This is a genomic window from Acinetobacter sp. V2 (assembly GCF_001188385.1).
Lineage (GTDB): Bacteria > Pseudomonadota > Gammaproteobacteria > Pseudomonadales > Moraxellaceae > Acinetobacter > Acinetobacter oleivorans.
This window is the reverse complement of record NZ_JZFB01000009.1, coordinates 27527-42240: the sequence shown is the minus strand read 5'-3', so window position 1 is coordinate 42240 and position 14714 is coordinate 27527. Positions and strand designations below refer to the sequence as shown.

Here is a 14714-nt window from a genome sequence, read left to right as displayed (position 1 = left end):
CCGCCCGCCGCCATAATATGATTTTCTTTAATTAAGAATGCATCAAATAAACCGAGACGATGGTTCTGTCCGCCACCAATAGCCACAGCATATTTCTGTGCAATACGTAAGCCTGGTAAGGTTTTACGCGTATCGAGAAGTTTTGTATTTAAACCTTCAAGATGTTGAACATATTCAGCAGTTTTTGTTGCAACAGCAGACAAAGTTTGAATAAAGTTTAAAGCAGGGCGCTCTACAGTAAGTAAGCTACGTGCAGAACCTACAAGTTTTAAAAAGGCTTCATTTGCAGCAACACGGTCACCTTCTTGTTTTAACCAAGTTACCTGTACAGTATTGTCATAAGCTGAGATGAGTGCATTAACCCAAGGCTGGCCAGCTAAAACCATATCTTCACGGCTAATAATGGTCGCGGTTGCCTGCTCATCTTCAGGTGTGAGCATCGCGGTAATGTCACCGTCCCCAATATCTTCTTGTAATGCTTGTTGAATATTGATTTGAATTGATTGTTCAAGCAAAGACTGAGGTATGCTCATACGGTTTCCATTTTGTAGATGACCCTAAAACTTGCGATATATTAGCACCGTCGACTTTAAAAATAAGCTGTTTTATGAGATTAATCGTGATAAACAATCGCATTTACTGCTTTGAAAAGTAGATAACTGCTTTAAACTAAAACAATTGGCAAGCAATTTATTGGCATCTCAATGAAGCAAATCACACCGTATGAAGTTATAGATGGACAATTAAAAGGGGCGAGACAAATCCCTTCTCCAAATTTTAACCAGCGGCCGACTGGTACCGAAATTCAAATGATCGTCGTTCATAATATTAGCTTGCCACCGTCTCAATTTGGAGGTGGATATATTGAGCAGTTTTTTCAAAATAAATTAGATTGGTCAGTGCACCCTTATTTCCAGACCATTGAAGGAATGCAAGTTTCTACACATCTGTTAATTTTACGAACAGGTGAAGTCCTACAGTTTGTTAATTTTAATGATCGGGCATGGCATGCAGGACGTTCGAGCTATTTAGCCAAAGTAGAATGCAATGATTATTCAATTGGGATAGAACTTGAAGGAAGTGATGATTTACCATTTGACGAAGTACAATACGAAGTATTAACCGATGTGGTTAAGGTTATTCGTCAGGCTTATCCCGAAATTAAAAACCATATAGCAGGGCATTCAGACATTGCACCTGGCCGAAAAACTGATCCGGGACCTTATTTTAAATGGCAGCACTTTAGAGAACTGTTAGTTCAGAAAAAAAGTTGAGTTCATTCATCATTTCACAACGAAAAGATTTTCTAGTTTCATTACAATAGCGTCTTTCGAATATAGCTGTAGGTGAGTACGATGGCATTGTGGCGATCGACTTTTATTGTCAGTGCAATGACGATGTTGTCACGAGTGTTAGGGCTCGTGCGGGATGTCGTATTGCTCAACGTGTTTGGTGCGGGTAAAGATTTTGATACCTTCGTCGTCGCTTTTCGTATTCCCAACTTTTTTCGACGATTGTTTGCCGAAGGTGCCTTTTCTCAGGCCTTTATTCCAGTCTTAACTGAATATAAAACAGGTCGAGCACACGCTGAAGTACAGATCTTGATTAGTCGGGTATTTGGCTGCTTGCTAACGGTCATGACCTTACTGACTTTTGTGGCTATGGTTTTAGCACCTGCGATCATTTATATGTACGCACCGGGTTTCCATAGTGATCCTGAAAAATTCGATTTAGCAGTCAGCATGTTCCGCCTGACTATCCCTTATTTATTATTTATGTCACTAACTGCTTTTGCTAGCAGTATTTTAAATAGTTATGGTTCGTTTGCTTCACCAGCTTTTTCACCCGTTTTACTAAATGTCGCGATGATCGCAGGTGCATGGTGGCTTACGCCGTATATGGCTGAACCCATCAAAGCCTTAGGTTGGTCAGTGGTCGTGGCAGGGATATTACAGTTAGCTATACAAATTCCTGAATTGTGGCGTAAAAACCTACTGATTCCACCTAAAGTTGATTTTAAACATGAAGGTGTAGAACGCATTTTAAAATTAATGCTTCCAGCATTATTTGGGGTATCTGTTACCCAGATTAACCTGTTATTAAATACGATTTGGGCCTCTTTCATGCAAGATGGTTCAGTGTCTTGGCTCTATAGTGCAGAGCGTATGACTGAGTTGCCGTTAGGTTTAATTGGTGTTGCGATTGGTACAGTGATTTTACCTTCACTTTCTGCTCGTCATGCAGAACAAGATCAAGCAAAGTTCCGCGGTATGATCGACTGGGCTGCAAAAATTATTGTATTAGTTGGCTTACCAGCAAGTATTGCTTTATTTATGCTTTCTACACCGATTATTCAGGCATTATTCCAGCGTGGAGAGTTTGACCTACGTGATACACAAATGACAGCGCTTGCACTGCAATGTATGAGTGCAGGCGTGATTGCGTTTATGCTGATTAAAGTCTTTGCACCTGGTTTTTATGCACAGCAAGATACCAAAACACCAGTACGTGTCGGTTTAATGTCGGTCGCAGCTAATGCTATTTTAAACGTTGTATTTATTGGTTTCTTTAAGCTGATTGATTGGCATGCAGAACATATGGCACTGGCACTGGCATCTTCAGGCTCGGCTTTGGTAAATGCGGGTCTACTCTACTTCTATTTACACAAACGTAATATTTTCCGATTTGATTCGCATTGGAAAAAATTAGGGCTTCAATATGGTTTGGCGAACCTTGCCATGATTGCAGCACTTTGGTTTGCATTAAATTGGTATAACGGTGAGCTTTCACAGTGGTTGCGTATTGCCGAAGTAGTGGGATTGTGTGTCGTCGGCGTAGTTGCTTATCTGGTCGTTTTAATCATTACCGGTTTTCGTCCTAGAGACTTAAAACACTAAAATAAAAAAAGCGATCTTAAATGATCGCTTTTTTATATCTAATGAATTTATTTTGGTAAAACTTGTAGTAATTCAATATCAAAAATTAAAGTGCTATTTGGACCAATCGTGTCACCAGCACCGACTTCACCATAAGCAAGATTGGCAGGAATAAAGAAACGCGTTTTTCCGCCTTCTTTCATGGTTTGTAGACCTTCTGTCCAACCTGCAATGACTTGGCTAAGCTGAAACTCAACTGGATGATTACGAGCAATCGAACTATCAAATACGGTTCCATCTAGTAAACGACCTTCATAATTCACTTTAACGCGAGAGGTAGCTTTCGGTTTTTGTCCATTACCTTCTTTTAACACTTGGTATTGGAGACCAGATTTAGTCGTTATCACACCAGATTTTTTTGCATTGTCAGCAAGAAATGCTGTGCCTGCTTGAGCATTTAGTTGACCTGTTTTTTGAAATTCGACGAGTTGTTTGGCTTCTAATGTTTTCTTATAGTCATTAATCGCTTTCGCCATTTCTTCATCAGTTAAGCGTGCTGTTTTACTTTGAGCGCCTTCCTGAAGACCTTGGTAAAAAATATCAAGATTCAGATCTGTTAGCGCATCCGTATTATTACGACCCATTAAATAGCCATAACTATAACTAAATTGTTCTTTTGCTGGACTTTTATTCGTTATAGGAGTTGCAGCAAAAACAGATAAACTCATTGTTGATGCTGCAATCATTAAACCGATTTTTTTCATGCTGTTTTCCAAAAAAAAGGAGAGTAGTGTTCTACTCTCCTGAATGTTTTTATTTCACTGAAATAAGTTCTACATCAAAAATCAGTGTACTGTTTGCTGGAATGCCAGGAACTTCCTGAGGACCATAGGCAAGATTTGATGGAATGAAGAAAGTCGCTTTACCGCCTTCTTTCATTAATTGAAGTCCCTCAGTCCAGCCTGGAATTACTTGATTAAGAGGGAACTCAACTGGTTCACCACGTTTATAAGAACTATCAAAAACCTGACCGTTAATTAAACGCCCTTCATAATGTACTTTAACAACTGACTGAGCTGTTGGCTGCTTGCCAGTACCTTCTTTAGTAATGATATATTGCAAGCCAGAAGCTGTTGTTTTTACGCCAGCTTTTGATTTATTTTCTGCAAGGAATTGCGCATCTGCAGATTCAGGAGTAGCACCAGCAGCTTGCTCCGGTTTATTTTGTTGTTGCATTTTTTGCTGTAATTCTTTTTCATAAGCTGTTACAGCAGCTTTTAACTCTTCTTGAGTATAAGCGCTTGGTTGCTTGCTACGAGCATCATGAATCCCTTTCACAAATGCTTTTGTATCTAGCTCAGGTGGAGTTTGCTGAGCAACTTCATATCCAAGAACATAACTGATTTTTTCAATTGGAGAGGCATTTTTATTTGCCTTGCTTCCGACTTCTGTGGTCGGATGTTGGCTTGCATAATATACTGGTACAAGTGCAGCACCGCCTAAAACTACAGCGACAGCAATGGGTAAGGCTTTACTCATAAAAGGTTCCAAAAATAATCATTTGAGTCTAAAAGGCTGCTTTTGATCTTAGCATGCTTAAGCATAGAATGTTTAAGAAAAAAAACGAGTGGTTTTTTATATATTTTAGTTAGTTTTAGTAGGGATATACTTAAAAAAATCTTAAATAAAAAAACCGGATCATTTGATCCGGTTCTATTATCACTTTACGATTAATCTTCTTTTTGTGCTTTATAAGCATAGGCATAGTTATAACCATAACCGTAGCCTGCGCTAGCACGTTGAATGTCATTGAGAATAAAGCCATTGACTTTAACACCTGCTTGTTCAAAGCGATTAAGTGTTAATTCAAGTTCTTTCATTTGTGATTTAGCATAACGGGCAACAATTAAGTTCACACCAGTATATTGCGAAATAATAATACCATCGGTTACTGCCAACACTGGCGGAGTATCAATAATGATGTGGTCATACTGACTTTGAAGCTGTTCAAGTAATTCTTTAAATTGGTTTGAGCTTAAAATCTCTGAAGGATTTGTTGGACTCTTACCACGTGTAATCACATCAAGGTTTGCTACAGGAGTCTTATGTAAAACTTTTTGTAGATCAGCTTGTCCACTCAATAATTCAGAAAGACCTGGCTTCACATCAACATCAAAATATTTGTGCATATAACCACGACGCATATCGGCATCAATCAGTAATACACGTTTATCACCTTGCGCAAAAATTGTTGCAAGGTTCGTCGAAATAAATGACTTACCAACTTCTGGTGAGGGGCCAGCAATCATAATGATATTATTTTTTGCATTTGTTAAGGCAAAATGAATAGCGGTACGAATACTACGTAAGCTCTCAATTGCAATATCATCACTATTTTTAACAGCAAGAATAGGAATACTTTTCTTCTTCTTTAAAATCTTGATACGACTTTCTTGAATTGGAGAGCGTGGAACAGTTGCATAAACAGGTAAATCCAATTCATTCTCAATTTGATTAGAATCTTTAATACCTGTACGTAAGATATTACGTACTAAAGCAATTAATGTTCCTATAAAACCGCCTAAGAATAATGAAAGGAGTAAGACTTGTAGTTTTTTAGGTTTAATTGGTTCAACAGGTTCAATTGCGGTATCTACAATTCGTACATTACCAATTTCACCAGCTTTTGCGATTCGGAGTTGTTGATATGAATTTAATAAGGCAGTGTAAAGTTGTGTTTTGACTTCTACTTCACGATAAAGCTGCAAATATTGACGTTGAATATCTGGTAATTGTTTTAGTGTGCTATTTAACTCGCTGATTTGTTTATTGACAGCTGTAAGCTGACCATTAATTTCACGCATTGCTGGATGTTCAGCAGTATACTTTGCAGCCATTTCTGCCTGCTTCTGTTCAAGCTCTGCTTTCTTGGTTTCTAAAGTAATACTTTGAGTTAAATAAAGCTCTGATTCTTTTGTTACATCGACAGTATTGTACTGTTGCCGGAACTTATTAAATTGACGCTCAGCGTCATCTAATTGTTTTTTTAGATCTGGGAGCTGTTCATCTAAAAATTTTAAGGTTTGCGCAGATTCAGCTGAACGTCGTTCAACATTTTGATCACCATAGGTTACTAAAATTGCGTTTAAGACTTTAGTAATGTGTTCTTGATCTTCACCTTGGTAATTCAAGCCAATAATGCCCGTTAATTTACCACGCTCTGCAACGGAATAGTCTGAGCTGATTGCATCGACTGCAGCTGGTAAAGATAAATTTTTTATATTGTATGTAGCATCAAATTGATCTTTAGTGAAGATACCAACTTTCCAAGTACCATGTGGTCCTGTTACTTGATTTAATTGATTGAGTGGTACAGTTAGAAGAGTTTGTTCAGTACTAGGATCACTTAAACGTAAGGAGTTTTTGTCAAAATTGAGTAATAAGTTTTTGTCAAGATAATAAGCGGGAATTTCAAATTGGCGTATTTCAAAGCTTTTGAGTCCATCCTTAAAAATGACTGATTTTTTATTATATTCTGTTTTATATTCAGTATCACTTAACAAGCGATGAGTAAGCGTATTTTCTGTACTGGAAATCTGAATATTTAAGTGTAAATCTTTAATAACAGAACCTAATACTAAACGAGATTTTAAAATTTCAATTTCTGCTTGAGCAGGTGACTTTTGCTCAATCATCTGTGATAAATCACCTAAAAGAGCTGCGGAAGCCCCTTTGCTGTCTTCAACTTGAACCAAAGCATCAACTGAGTAAGTATCTGGAGTTACTCGTAAATAGAGTAGGGCACATACAAGGCTCAAAATGATACAAAGTGCAATTAATTTCCACTGAGCAATTAGTGAAAAAAACAGTTCTTTTAAATCAATTGTATCGTCGGTATTCGTTTTTTGGTTCATAAGTTTAAAATCTTGGCGTTAAATATAAGGTTTCCAGTCAGCAATACATTGTTGAATGAGTTGGCAGGTTTCATCAAAAACAGCTTGATCGTGCTGATATGGATCTGGCACGTTTTTATTTTGCCAATGACCCAAACGAAAAGTTTTACCTTTTGCGAACGGCCAAGTTTGCTCAATATGTTTTTGCTGGTTCTGACTCATGACCAAAATAAGGTCAGCTTTTTTAATATGCTCAGCATTTAGTTTTCTAGCGATATGGGGCTGCATATCGATACCTAGACGCTGCATACAAAGTTGTGCTTTGTTATCTGCTTGGTGGCCTATAAGTCCTGAAATACCAGCAGATTCAACATTTAGCTCTGGGTATTTCTGTTTTAAAAAATATTCTGCCATAGGACTTCGACAAATATTCCCAATACAGACGACTAAAATATTTTTAAATTGCATGAAAATTATTGTCCCAAACGGTCTATGTTATATAACGCACTTGAGAAAGGAATAATCTGGTTAACAACGCGCTGCCAGCGAGTCAAGCCAGTCGCATCTACATATACAATATCGTTACTACGTAACTTGAACTGATTTGCTAGACCGAAATCACCAATACTCATTAAGTTTAAATGATAGAGTTCAGTTGTTCGGTCATTTGGATTAGTGCGTAAAACATAAATTCGACTAGCACTAGCTGATAATGGATTTAAACCTAAACTTTCACCTAAGGCATCACTTAAAGTCATCCCTTGGTCACGCATTGCTAAGGCTTGATTCTTACCAGATTCACCCATGACATAAATTTTCTGGTTTTCACGAGTGCTCACATAAATTGTATCATTGGGTTTGACTAATAATTTATGTAATGAATATCCTGCTTTTTCTAATTCAAGAGTATTTAGATTATAAGTTATACCATTCCGAATAAGTTGAATATAGGTGTTATCACCTTTATCAGTTACACCACCCGCAAGACCTAACGCTGTATATACACTTACAGGTTGATCACTTAAGTAAAATTGTCCACCTTTTATAACGCTACCCTGTACGGAAAAACGTTGACCTTCATAAGATAAAACTCTTACTACAACATCTGGATTTTTTAAGAAACGAGCCAGTTGACTGTGAAGCTCTCGGTTAACTTGAGTAAGTGTTTTACCAGCAGCTTTATAGCGGCCTACTAGAGGAAATTGAATATAACCAGTTTGATCGATTGGATAACCACTTGCCTGAATCGACTGTTCATTATTTATATTATTTACTGGAGGAGTGATTTCAGGATATGCCCAAAGTTGGATAGAAAGAACATCACCCGAGTTTAAACGGTATATAGGTAACTGATTTGTAAACAAAGCTGCATAGTCGCGTTGATAATCAACTTGAGCAGGTTGTATCGCCGGTAATGTTTCTTGAGAAATTTTAACGACATTAACCGTAGTTCCAAGGTCAGTTTTATATACACCTTCATTGGGAATATCGTAAGTTTGTAAACCGGAAGTGACTGCACAACTTGCAGCACTTAAACTTAAGGCAAGAACAGAAAAAAACTGGCAATACTTCACACGCAACCCTTTGTGTATTTATCTTTAATTGATATTGTCCACTGCATAGTAACAAGTGTCTATTAAACGCAGGATGTACCGATTCTAGCCGAAAAAAAATTAAAAAACACAGAAAAAACGTAGAGCTTTGTATGTTTAATTTATATCAAAGCTTTTTAACGCATATTAATAGTAATTCTTGATCGACTAAAGACCTAATGAAAAAACCCAAATTAAGCTATATAAGGAGAACTTAAGAACTGTAAACACTTTTATACAATTGAATTACGGTTAATAAAAAAAAACTGATATAGTTATGCACGACAATATCCAGTCAAGATATATTTTTTATTATATATACAATTTGTAAGGAAAAAGGCTAACTTTTATGCAACTTGCCGATTTAAGAATAGCGATTATAGGTTTAGGTTATGTAGGCTTGCCATTGGCAGTTGAGTTTGGAAAGAAAGTATCCGTAGTTGGTTTTGATATTTATCAAAAACGTATAAGTGAATTAAAAAACGGTCAAGATCATACTTTAGAAGTTTCACCAGAAGAATTAAAACAAGCAGCTCAATTAAGCTACACTTCAAACTTAGAAGATTTAAAAGATTGTAATTTTTTTATTGTTACTGTTCCAACTCCAATTGATGACTATAAGCAGCCTGATTTAACACCTTTAGTTAAGGCCTCTACTAGTATTGGTAAAATTCTAAAAAAAGGTGATATTGTCGTATACGAGTCTACAGTCTATCCGGGCGCTACAGAAGAAGTCTGTATCCCGGTACTCGAAGAAATCTCAGGTTTAAAGTTTAATAAAGATTTTTTTGCTGGTTATAGTCCAGAACGTATTAATCCAGGTGATAAACTTCATCGTGTTACTAATATTTTAAAAATTACATCAGGCTCGACTTCTGAAGTGGCTGATTATATTGATGAAGTTTACAATTTAATTATTGAAGCAGGAACACATAAAGCACCTAGTATAAAAGTTGCTGAAGCTGCAAAAGTCATTGAAAACACTCAACGTGATGTCAATATTGCTTTAATTAACGAATTAGCACTTATTTTTAATAAATTAGGTATAGATACAGAAGAAGTACTTAAAGCTGCTGGTACAAAATGGAACTTCTTACCATTTCGTCCAGGTCTGGTCGGTGGGCATTGTATCGGAGTTGACCCATACTATTTAACTCATAAAGCGCAAGCAATTGGATATCATCCAGAAATTATTTTAGCAGGGCGCCGATTAAATGATTCAATGGGAGCTTATGTTGTTACTCAACTTGTAAAAGGAATGATAAAAAAGAAAATCCAAGTTGAGGGTTCTAAAGTTCTAGTATTAGGTCTAAGCTTTAAAGAAAATTGTCCAGATATACGTAATACGAAAGTTATTGATATTGTAAAAGAATTACAAGAATATCATATGGATGTAGATGTGTATGATCCTTGGATTGATAGTGAGGAAACTCAACACGAATATGGTATTACTCCGGTTAGTCAGCCTACTGCAGGTCAATATGATGCTGTAATATTAGCAGTAGCCCATGATGAATTTAAGAAAATGGGTATTGAGGCAATTCGATCTTTAGGTAAAGCATCGCATGTTCTTTATGATCTGAAATATGTTCTAGCTCAATCTGAGTCAGATATCCGTTTATAATATTTGTTGAGAAAAAATATGAATCAATATGAACAAGTATTGGAACAGCTTAAGAACACACCTAAAATATGGTTGATAACTGGTGTTGCCGGTTTTATTGGATCAAACCTATTAGAAACTTTATTAAAGTTAAATCAAAAAGTAATTGGTTTAGACAACTTTGCTACAGGTCATCAATATAATCTGGATGAGGTAGAGGGTTTAGTTACCAGTGAACAATGGAAGAATTTCACTTTCTATAATGGTGATATTCGAAACTTAGAAGATTGTCAGAAGGTATGTACAAACGTTGACTACGTTTTACATCAGGCTGCTCTCGGTTCTGTTCCACGTTCAATTGCTGATCCAATATTGACAAATAGTGCCAATATTACGGGTTTTTTAAATATGCTTGTTGCAGCAAGGGATGCTAAAGTCAAAAGCTTTACTTATGCTGCGAGTAGTTCTACATATGGTGACCATCCGGCATTACCAAAAGTAGAAGAAAATATTGGTAATCCATTATCTCCTTATGCGGTAACTAAATATGTAAATGAGCTTTATGCTGAAGTTTTTGCACGTACATATAATTTTAAAGCAATAGGTCTGCGTTATTTTAATGTGTTCGGTAAACGTCAAGATCCTAATGGAGCATATGCTGCAGTTATTCCAAAATGGACGGCAGCTATGATTCAAGGAGATGATGTATTTATTAATGGTGATGGGGAGACCAGTCGTGATTTCTGTTATATCGAAAATACAGTGCAAGCTAATATTTTAGCAGCTATTGCAAAAGATGAAGCTAAAAATCAAGTCTTTAATGTTGCTGTTGGTGATAGAACCACATTAAATGATTTATATAAGGCTATTAAAGCCGCTTTAAAAGAAAATGATATCTCTTGTGAAAAAGAACCTGTTTACCGTGAATTTAGAGCAGGTGATGTAAGACATTCACAAGCAGATGTAACTAAAATCAAAACTTTACTAGGGTACGATCCAAAATTCAGAATATCTGAAGGAATAGTTTTAGCTGTGAATTGGTACTTACTGAATGATGGTAAATAAATATGTGGAAAATATTTACCATTTTAGCTCGTATTACTTCATTACTCCCATTTTTTCTTTTTCATTTTTTTTGGCGTTGCTTAGATATTTTTGATGGAAAATTTGGTGCGGTAGCAAGATATATTCTAATTGCTGGTAAATTAAAAAAATGTGGGACTAATGTCTATATTGGCCCCTTTGTTTCTATTGAAAGTGTTAGCAATTTATCCTTAGGTAATAATGTAAGTATCCATCATCAGTGTACATTAATTTGTTTAGGGGGGATTAAGATAGGTGATAATGTAGCAATTGCTCATGCTTCTAGCTTGATTTCTACTAACCATACATGGAACGATAATAATTTACCTATTAAATATAATCCTGTCGTTTGTGACAGCTTAGAAATTCATGATGATGTTTGGATAGGCTGTGGAGTGCGTATCTTAGCGGGAGTAAAAATTCCGAAGCGATGTGTTGTTGCAGCTGGTGCTGTTGTTACGAAAAGCTTATCAGACTCAGGAGCTCTATATGGAGGGGTTCCTGTTAAAAAGATACGTGATATATGAAATTTTCTAGAATTTTAGAGGGGCTTCAGATTTTATTTCTGAAGTTCTCTTCACTTTTGATAATGAGTTTAATTTTTCTATTCCTTTGGGTGCAAATGGGAGTTCAAGGAATTGGAGAGTTTGCAACTTACGCAACGATACTCGCACCAATCGTTATGTTTAGTCAATTTAGATATGTTGAATATATTAACATTGTTAATATAAAAGAAGATAAAGAAAAAAGATTTTTACAAAGTTTGTTTGCAAGTGGTGTGGTTGTTTTATTACTTTTAAGTATTTTATTTATTTTTTATTTAGTGACTCATCAACCAATAAAAATTTTAGTTGTTGCTGGTCTCTATAAAGTTTTTGAATTATTTTCAGATATTTATATTTCATTCTTAGTCTCAATTAAAGAACTTAAAAATGCTTTTTTTGTTATATTTAAAAGATTATTCTTAATTTTATTTGGGTTAATATTTTTTTATTTTAAGCAGTTTTCGTTGAATCCTATAGAATTTGTATTTTATTTACTTTTGGGAGTGTATTTTACTTTCTTTGTAATAGATACAGTGGTAGAAAAAAGAAGGTTTAATGAAAGTCCAGATATAAAAAATATTACTGACTATATTAAAGATAATTTTTTATATGGTTTTAACTCATTGTTAATTAGTATAAATAGCCTTGTACCAAGATATTTTTTCATTTTTTTTAATGATAAAAAAGGGTTGGGTGTTTTTACAATTGTTTATTTGTTAGCCTCTACTACTACTACTTTGATGCAATTTCTAATAAGCGTAAAAGTTAGTTTGATAGAGAAATTTATTGATACAAAATTTAATCAATACTTATTAATTAATTTAATTATCGTTGGATTATGTTTTGGTTTTTATATTTTTATAAATGAGTTGAGTGATAACTATTTTTTATTTGGACTATCTTTTGTTGTAATGTTGATTTCATTACTTTTACGAGGGGTTAATTTAACTGCAAGTTTTTCAAAGAAAATGAAAAATGTTATTAATATTGCTCTTATCTTACCAATGATTGTAGTTTCTCTTTTACTGGTTTTTCTATGTTTTTATTATAGAGAATTTGCTTTTAAATTCTCTATTTTATATGTTTTTACCTCTGCATTGATGACAAGTATGATTTTAATGTTTTCTTTAAAGAAGAGTAAATTGATATGTTAATATTGAGCTGTCTATTTTTTGCCTTATTTACGTATCTAATATTTTATTTTATTGCTAGAAAGCAGTCATTCTCGTTTTTGGTAATATCTTTTTTCTTAAATTTATATCACTATATATTCTCTTTAGGCTTTTATTTTTACTCATTAGGACGACCAAATGATAGTCTTAACTACTATATTTGGGGAACTGAACAATTAGAAAACTTTCCATTTTCTAGTGGTACAGGATTCTTAGTACATTTAGTTCATTTTATAAATTATATATTAAATAGCTATGAAAACGTTTTTTTATTTTTTAGTATGATATCTTCGTGGGTTATTCTATCCTTTTTTTTAATAATCTATAATTTTTATTCCAAGAGAGAAATTTCTTCCAATAGTTTTTTATTTCTTACAATATTACTTTTTATTCCTGGTCTTCATTTCTGGACGGTAGCTATTGGGAAAGATTGCTTGGTTTTATTGTTTATATCTTTGTTTTTATATGCTTATATTTATAAGAAGATAAAGTTGTTGGTTTTTTCATTAGTGTTCTTGGCATTAATTAGGATTCATGTTTTTGCAATTGTTTTTTTAACTTTTATACTGCATGAATTTATATATGGTAATTTTAAACTTAAGAAAATATCTATGGGTGTTTATAGATTTATAATTTTAGTTTTGTCAATTCCATCACTTTTTGTTTTGTATCAGTTTCTGTTTAGTTTTATTCAAAAATATTCTGAAGATGGTTTTTCGGATATCGGCGGATTTGTAGAAAATAGAAATGAAGCTTACTCTGAGGAGGGTTCAGGATTATTACTCGCTTCACAACCTTATATATTAAAAATGCTCGCTTTCGTATTAGGTGGTTTACCGTGGTTATCACTAGATCCTCTTTCATTATTTTCAATGGCGGAAGGCGTTGTAGTTATTAGTATTTTACTATATTCATATTATTATCTTTTTACTAAGGATAAATTTAATAATTCTAAACAAATTTTTATTTTAATATTTATAGCATTATTTATTTTATTTATGCCTTTAATTTCTGCAAATTTAGGTATTATGGTCAGAATGAGAGTAATGTTGTATATACCAATTTTAACAGTTTTACTTATGTTTATGCTTTCTAGTGAAAGGAAAATTTAATTATGAATTTTGTTATTATTTCTAGTTTTCTTCCTTCAATATTAAATTTTCGTGGAAAATTACTTGAAGCTATTCATAAAAAAGGCTATCAAATTCATATTATTGCTCCAGATCTAGAACTATTTCGAGATGAAGTAAATAAATTACAATTGCTTGGCTACTCTGTTTATTCTGTTGAAATGCAAAGAACTGGGACTAATCCAATCGCAGATATAAAAACACTATTTGAAATCTATAAAATTACAAGCAAGATTAAGCCAGACTATGTTTTGTCATATACGATTAAACCTGTGATCTACGGCACGCTTGCTACTTATTTTGCAAAAGTGCCAAATCGTTTTTCACTTATAACAGGCTTGGGATATGCTTTTCAGAATGTAGATAGTACAAGTAAAAGAAGTACGTTCCAAAAAATCGTACATTGGCTTTATAAACAAGCATTAATAAGATCATCCAAGGTTTTTTTTCAAAATCCTGATGATCTAGCTTTATTCCAGCAATTAAATTTATTAAGTAACAAGGTGCCTGCAGTAGTTGTCAACGGATCTGGTGTCAATGTGACTGATTTTGAAGTTGTAAGTTTGCCTCGTGCTATGAATGGTGAAGTTAAGGTTTCATTTTTATTAATTGCTCGATTATTAGAAGATAAAGGCATAAGAGAGTATGTAGAAGCAGCCAAATTAATTAAAAAAGAATATCCTCAAATTGAATTTAATTTAGTGGGCTGGATAGATGAAAATCCAACCGCAATAAAACAGCAAGAATTAGATTCATGGATTGATGAAAAAATTATTAAATACTGGGGGAAGCTTTCTGATGTTCGTCCCGCTATTGCTGA

14 protein-coding genes are annotated in these 14714 nt (G+C 34.3%); 8 read left to right on the top strand and 6 right to left on the bottom strand.

Annotated elements, in window-relative coordinates; translation table 11 throughout:
* A partial coding sequence (locus UC75_RS22340; RefSeq protein ID WP_416202228.1) for a nicotinate-nucleotide diphosphorylase occupies positions 1–533 on the bottom strand: 533 nt, incomplete at its 3' end.
* 171 nt (positions 534–704) lie between these two features.
* Between UC75_RS22340 and ampD the strand changes: the two genes are divergently transcribed.
* Together ampD and murJ are read left to right on the top strand one after the other, a co-directional pair.
* Positions 705–1274, top strand: a complete 570-nt coding sequence (gene ampD / locus UC75_RS17575) for a 1,6-anhydro-N-acetylmuramyl-L-alanine amidase AmpD (RefSeq protein WP_049838326.1) — start codon at positions 705–707, stop codon at positions 1272–1274.
* A gap of 72 nt (positions 1275–1346) precedes the next feature.
* Positions 1347–2897 carry a murein biosynthesis integral membrane protein MurJ gene (gene murJ / locus UC75_RS17570; protein ID WP_171056862.1) on the top strand — a complete coding sequence of 517 codons (1551 nt, stop codon included), beginning with the start codon at positions 1347–1349 and terminating at the stop codon, positions 2895–2897.
* A 47-nt stretch (positions 2898–2944) separates the two neighbouring features.
* On the opposite strand, the gene UC75_RS17565 is transcribed toward murJ, so the two are convergent.
* The 5 genes from UC75_RS17565 to UC75_RS17545 form a co-directional block, all read right to left on the bottom strand.
* Positions 2945–3640 (bottom strand): FKBP-type peptidyl-prolyl cis-trans isomerase, encoded by a 696-nt coding sequence (locus UC75_RS17565; RefSeq protein ID WP_049838325.1) that lies wholly within the window; start codon positions 3638–3640, stop codon positions 2945–2947.
* Positions 3641–3689: 49 nt separating this feature from the next.
* Positions 3690–4415: an FKBP-type peptidyl-prolyl cis-trans isomerase gene (locus tag UC75_RS17560; RefSeq protein WP_049838324.1), complete on the bottom strand. Its 726-nt coding sequence runs from the start codon at positions 4413–4415 to the stop codon at positions 3690–3692.
* A gap of 191 nt (positions 4416–4606) precedes the next feature.
* Positions 4607–6790, bottom strand: coding sequence for a polysaccharide biosynthesis tyrosine autokinase (locus UC75_RS17555; RefSeq protein WP_049838323.1), 2184 nt, complete (start codon positions 6788–6790; stop codon positions 4607–4609).
* Between the two features lie 18 nt (positions 6791–6808).
* Entirely contained in the window at positions 6809–7237 is a 429-nt protein-coding gene (locus tag UC75_RS17550; RefSeq protein ID WP_049838322.1) for a low molecular weight protein-tyrosine-phosphatase, read from the bottom strand.
* Between the two features lie 5 nt (positions 7238–7242).
* Positions 7243–8343, bottom strand: coding sequence for a polysaccharide biosynthesis/export family protein (locus UC75_RS17545; RefSeq protein WP_049838321.1), 1101 nt, complete (start codon positions 8341–8343; stop codon positions 7243–7245).
* Positions 8344–8710: 367 nt separating this feature from the next.
* On the opposite strand from UC75_RS17545, the gene tviB reads away from it, so the two are divergent.
* The 6 genes from tviB to UC75_RS17515 form a co-directional block, all read left to right on the top strand.
* Positions 8711–9985 carry a Vi polysaccharide biosynthesis UDP-N-acetylglucosamine C-6 dehydrogenase TviB gene (gene tviB, locus UC75_RS17540; RefSeq protein WP_049838320.1) on the top strand — a complete coding sequence of 425 codons (1275 nt, stop codon included), beginning with the start codon at positions 8711–8713 and terminating at the stop codon, positions 9983–9985.
* Positions 9986–10003: 18 nt separating this feature from the next.
* Positions 10004–11029 (top strand): NAD-dependent epimerase/dehydratase family protein, encoded by a 1026-nt coding sequence (locus tag UC75_RS17535; RefSeq protein ID WP_049838319.1) that lies wholly within the window; start codon positions 10004–10006, stop codon positions 11027–11029.
* A 2-nt stretch (positions 11030–11031) separates the two neighbouring features.
* Positions 11032–11574: an acyltransferase gene (locus tag UC75_RS17530; RefSeq protein WP_128825352.1), complete on the top strand. Its 543-nt coding sequence runs from the start codon at positions 11032–11034 to the stop codon at positions 11572–11574.
* Positions 11571–12746: a hypothetical protein gene (locus UC75_RS17525; protein WP_049838318.1), complete on the top strand. Its 1176-nt coding sequence runs from the start codon at positions 11571–11573 to the stop codon at positions 12744–12746. Before UC75_RS17530 ends, UC75_RS17525 begins: the two co-directional genes overlap by 4 nt.
* A 629-nt stretch (positions 12747–13375) precedes the next feature.
* Positions 13376–13876 (top strand): hypothetical protein, encoded by a 501-nt coding sequence (locus UC75_RS19115; protein WP_164837886.1) that lies wholly within the window; start codon positions 13376–13378, stop codon positions 13874–13876.
* A gap of 2 nt (positions 13877–13878) precedes the next feature.
* Positions 13879–14714 (top strand): glycosyltransferase (locus UC75_RS17515; protein ID WP_228137484.1); only part of this gene is annotated, 836 nt, incomplete at its 3' end.

Coding starts and splice junctions, on each gene's coding strand:
- UC75_RS17555 (WP_049838323.1), bottom strand. CDS start 6,790: ATGAACCAAAAAACGAATACCGACGATACAATTGATTTAAAAGAACTG.
- UC75_RS17560 (WP_049838324.1), bottom strand. CDS start 4,415: ATGAGTAAAGCCTTACCCATTGCTGTCGCTGTAGTTTTAGGCGGTGCT.
- tviB (WP_049838320.1), top strand. CDS start 8,711: ATGCAACTTGCCGATTTAAGAATAGCGATTATAGGTTTAGGTTATGTA.
- UC75_RS17565 (WP_049838325.1), bottom strand. CDS start 3,640: ATGAAAAAAATCGGTTTAATGATTGCAGCATCAACAATGAGTTTATCT.
- UC75_RS19115 (WP_164837886.1), top strand. CDS start 13,376: ATGGGTGTTTATAGATTTATAATTTTAGTTTTGTCAATTCCATCACTT.
- UC75_RS17535 (WP_049838319.1), top strand. CDS start 10,004: ATGAATCAATATGAACAAGTATTGGAACAGCTTAAGAACACACCTAAA.
- UC75_RS17525 (WP_049838318.1), top strand. CDS start 11,571: ATGAAATTTTCTAGAATTTTAGAGGGGCTTCAGATTTTATTTCTGAAG.
- UC75_RS17530 (WP_128825352.1), top strand. CDS start 11,032: ATGTGGAAAATATTTACCATTTTAGCTCGTATTACTTCATTACTCCCA.
- ampD (WP_049838326.1), top strand. CDS start 705: ATGAAGCAAATCACACCGTATGAAGTTATAGATGGACAATTAAAAGGG.
- UC75_RS17550 (WP_049838322.1), bottom strand. CDS start 7,237: ATGCAATTTAAAAATATTTTAGTCGTCTGTATTGGGAATATTTGTCGA.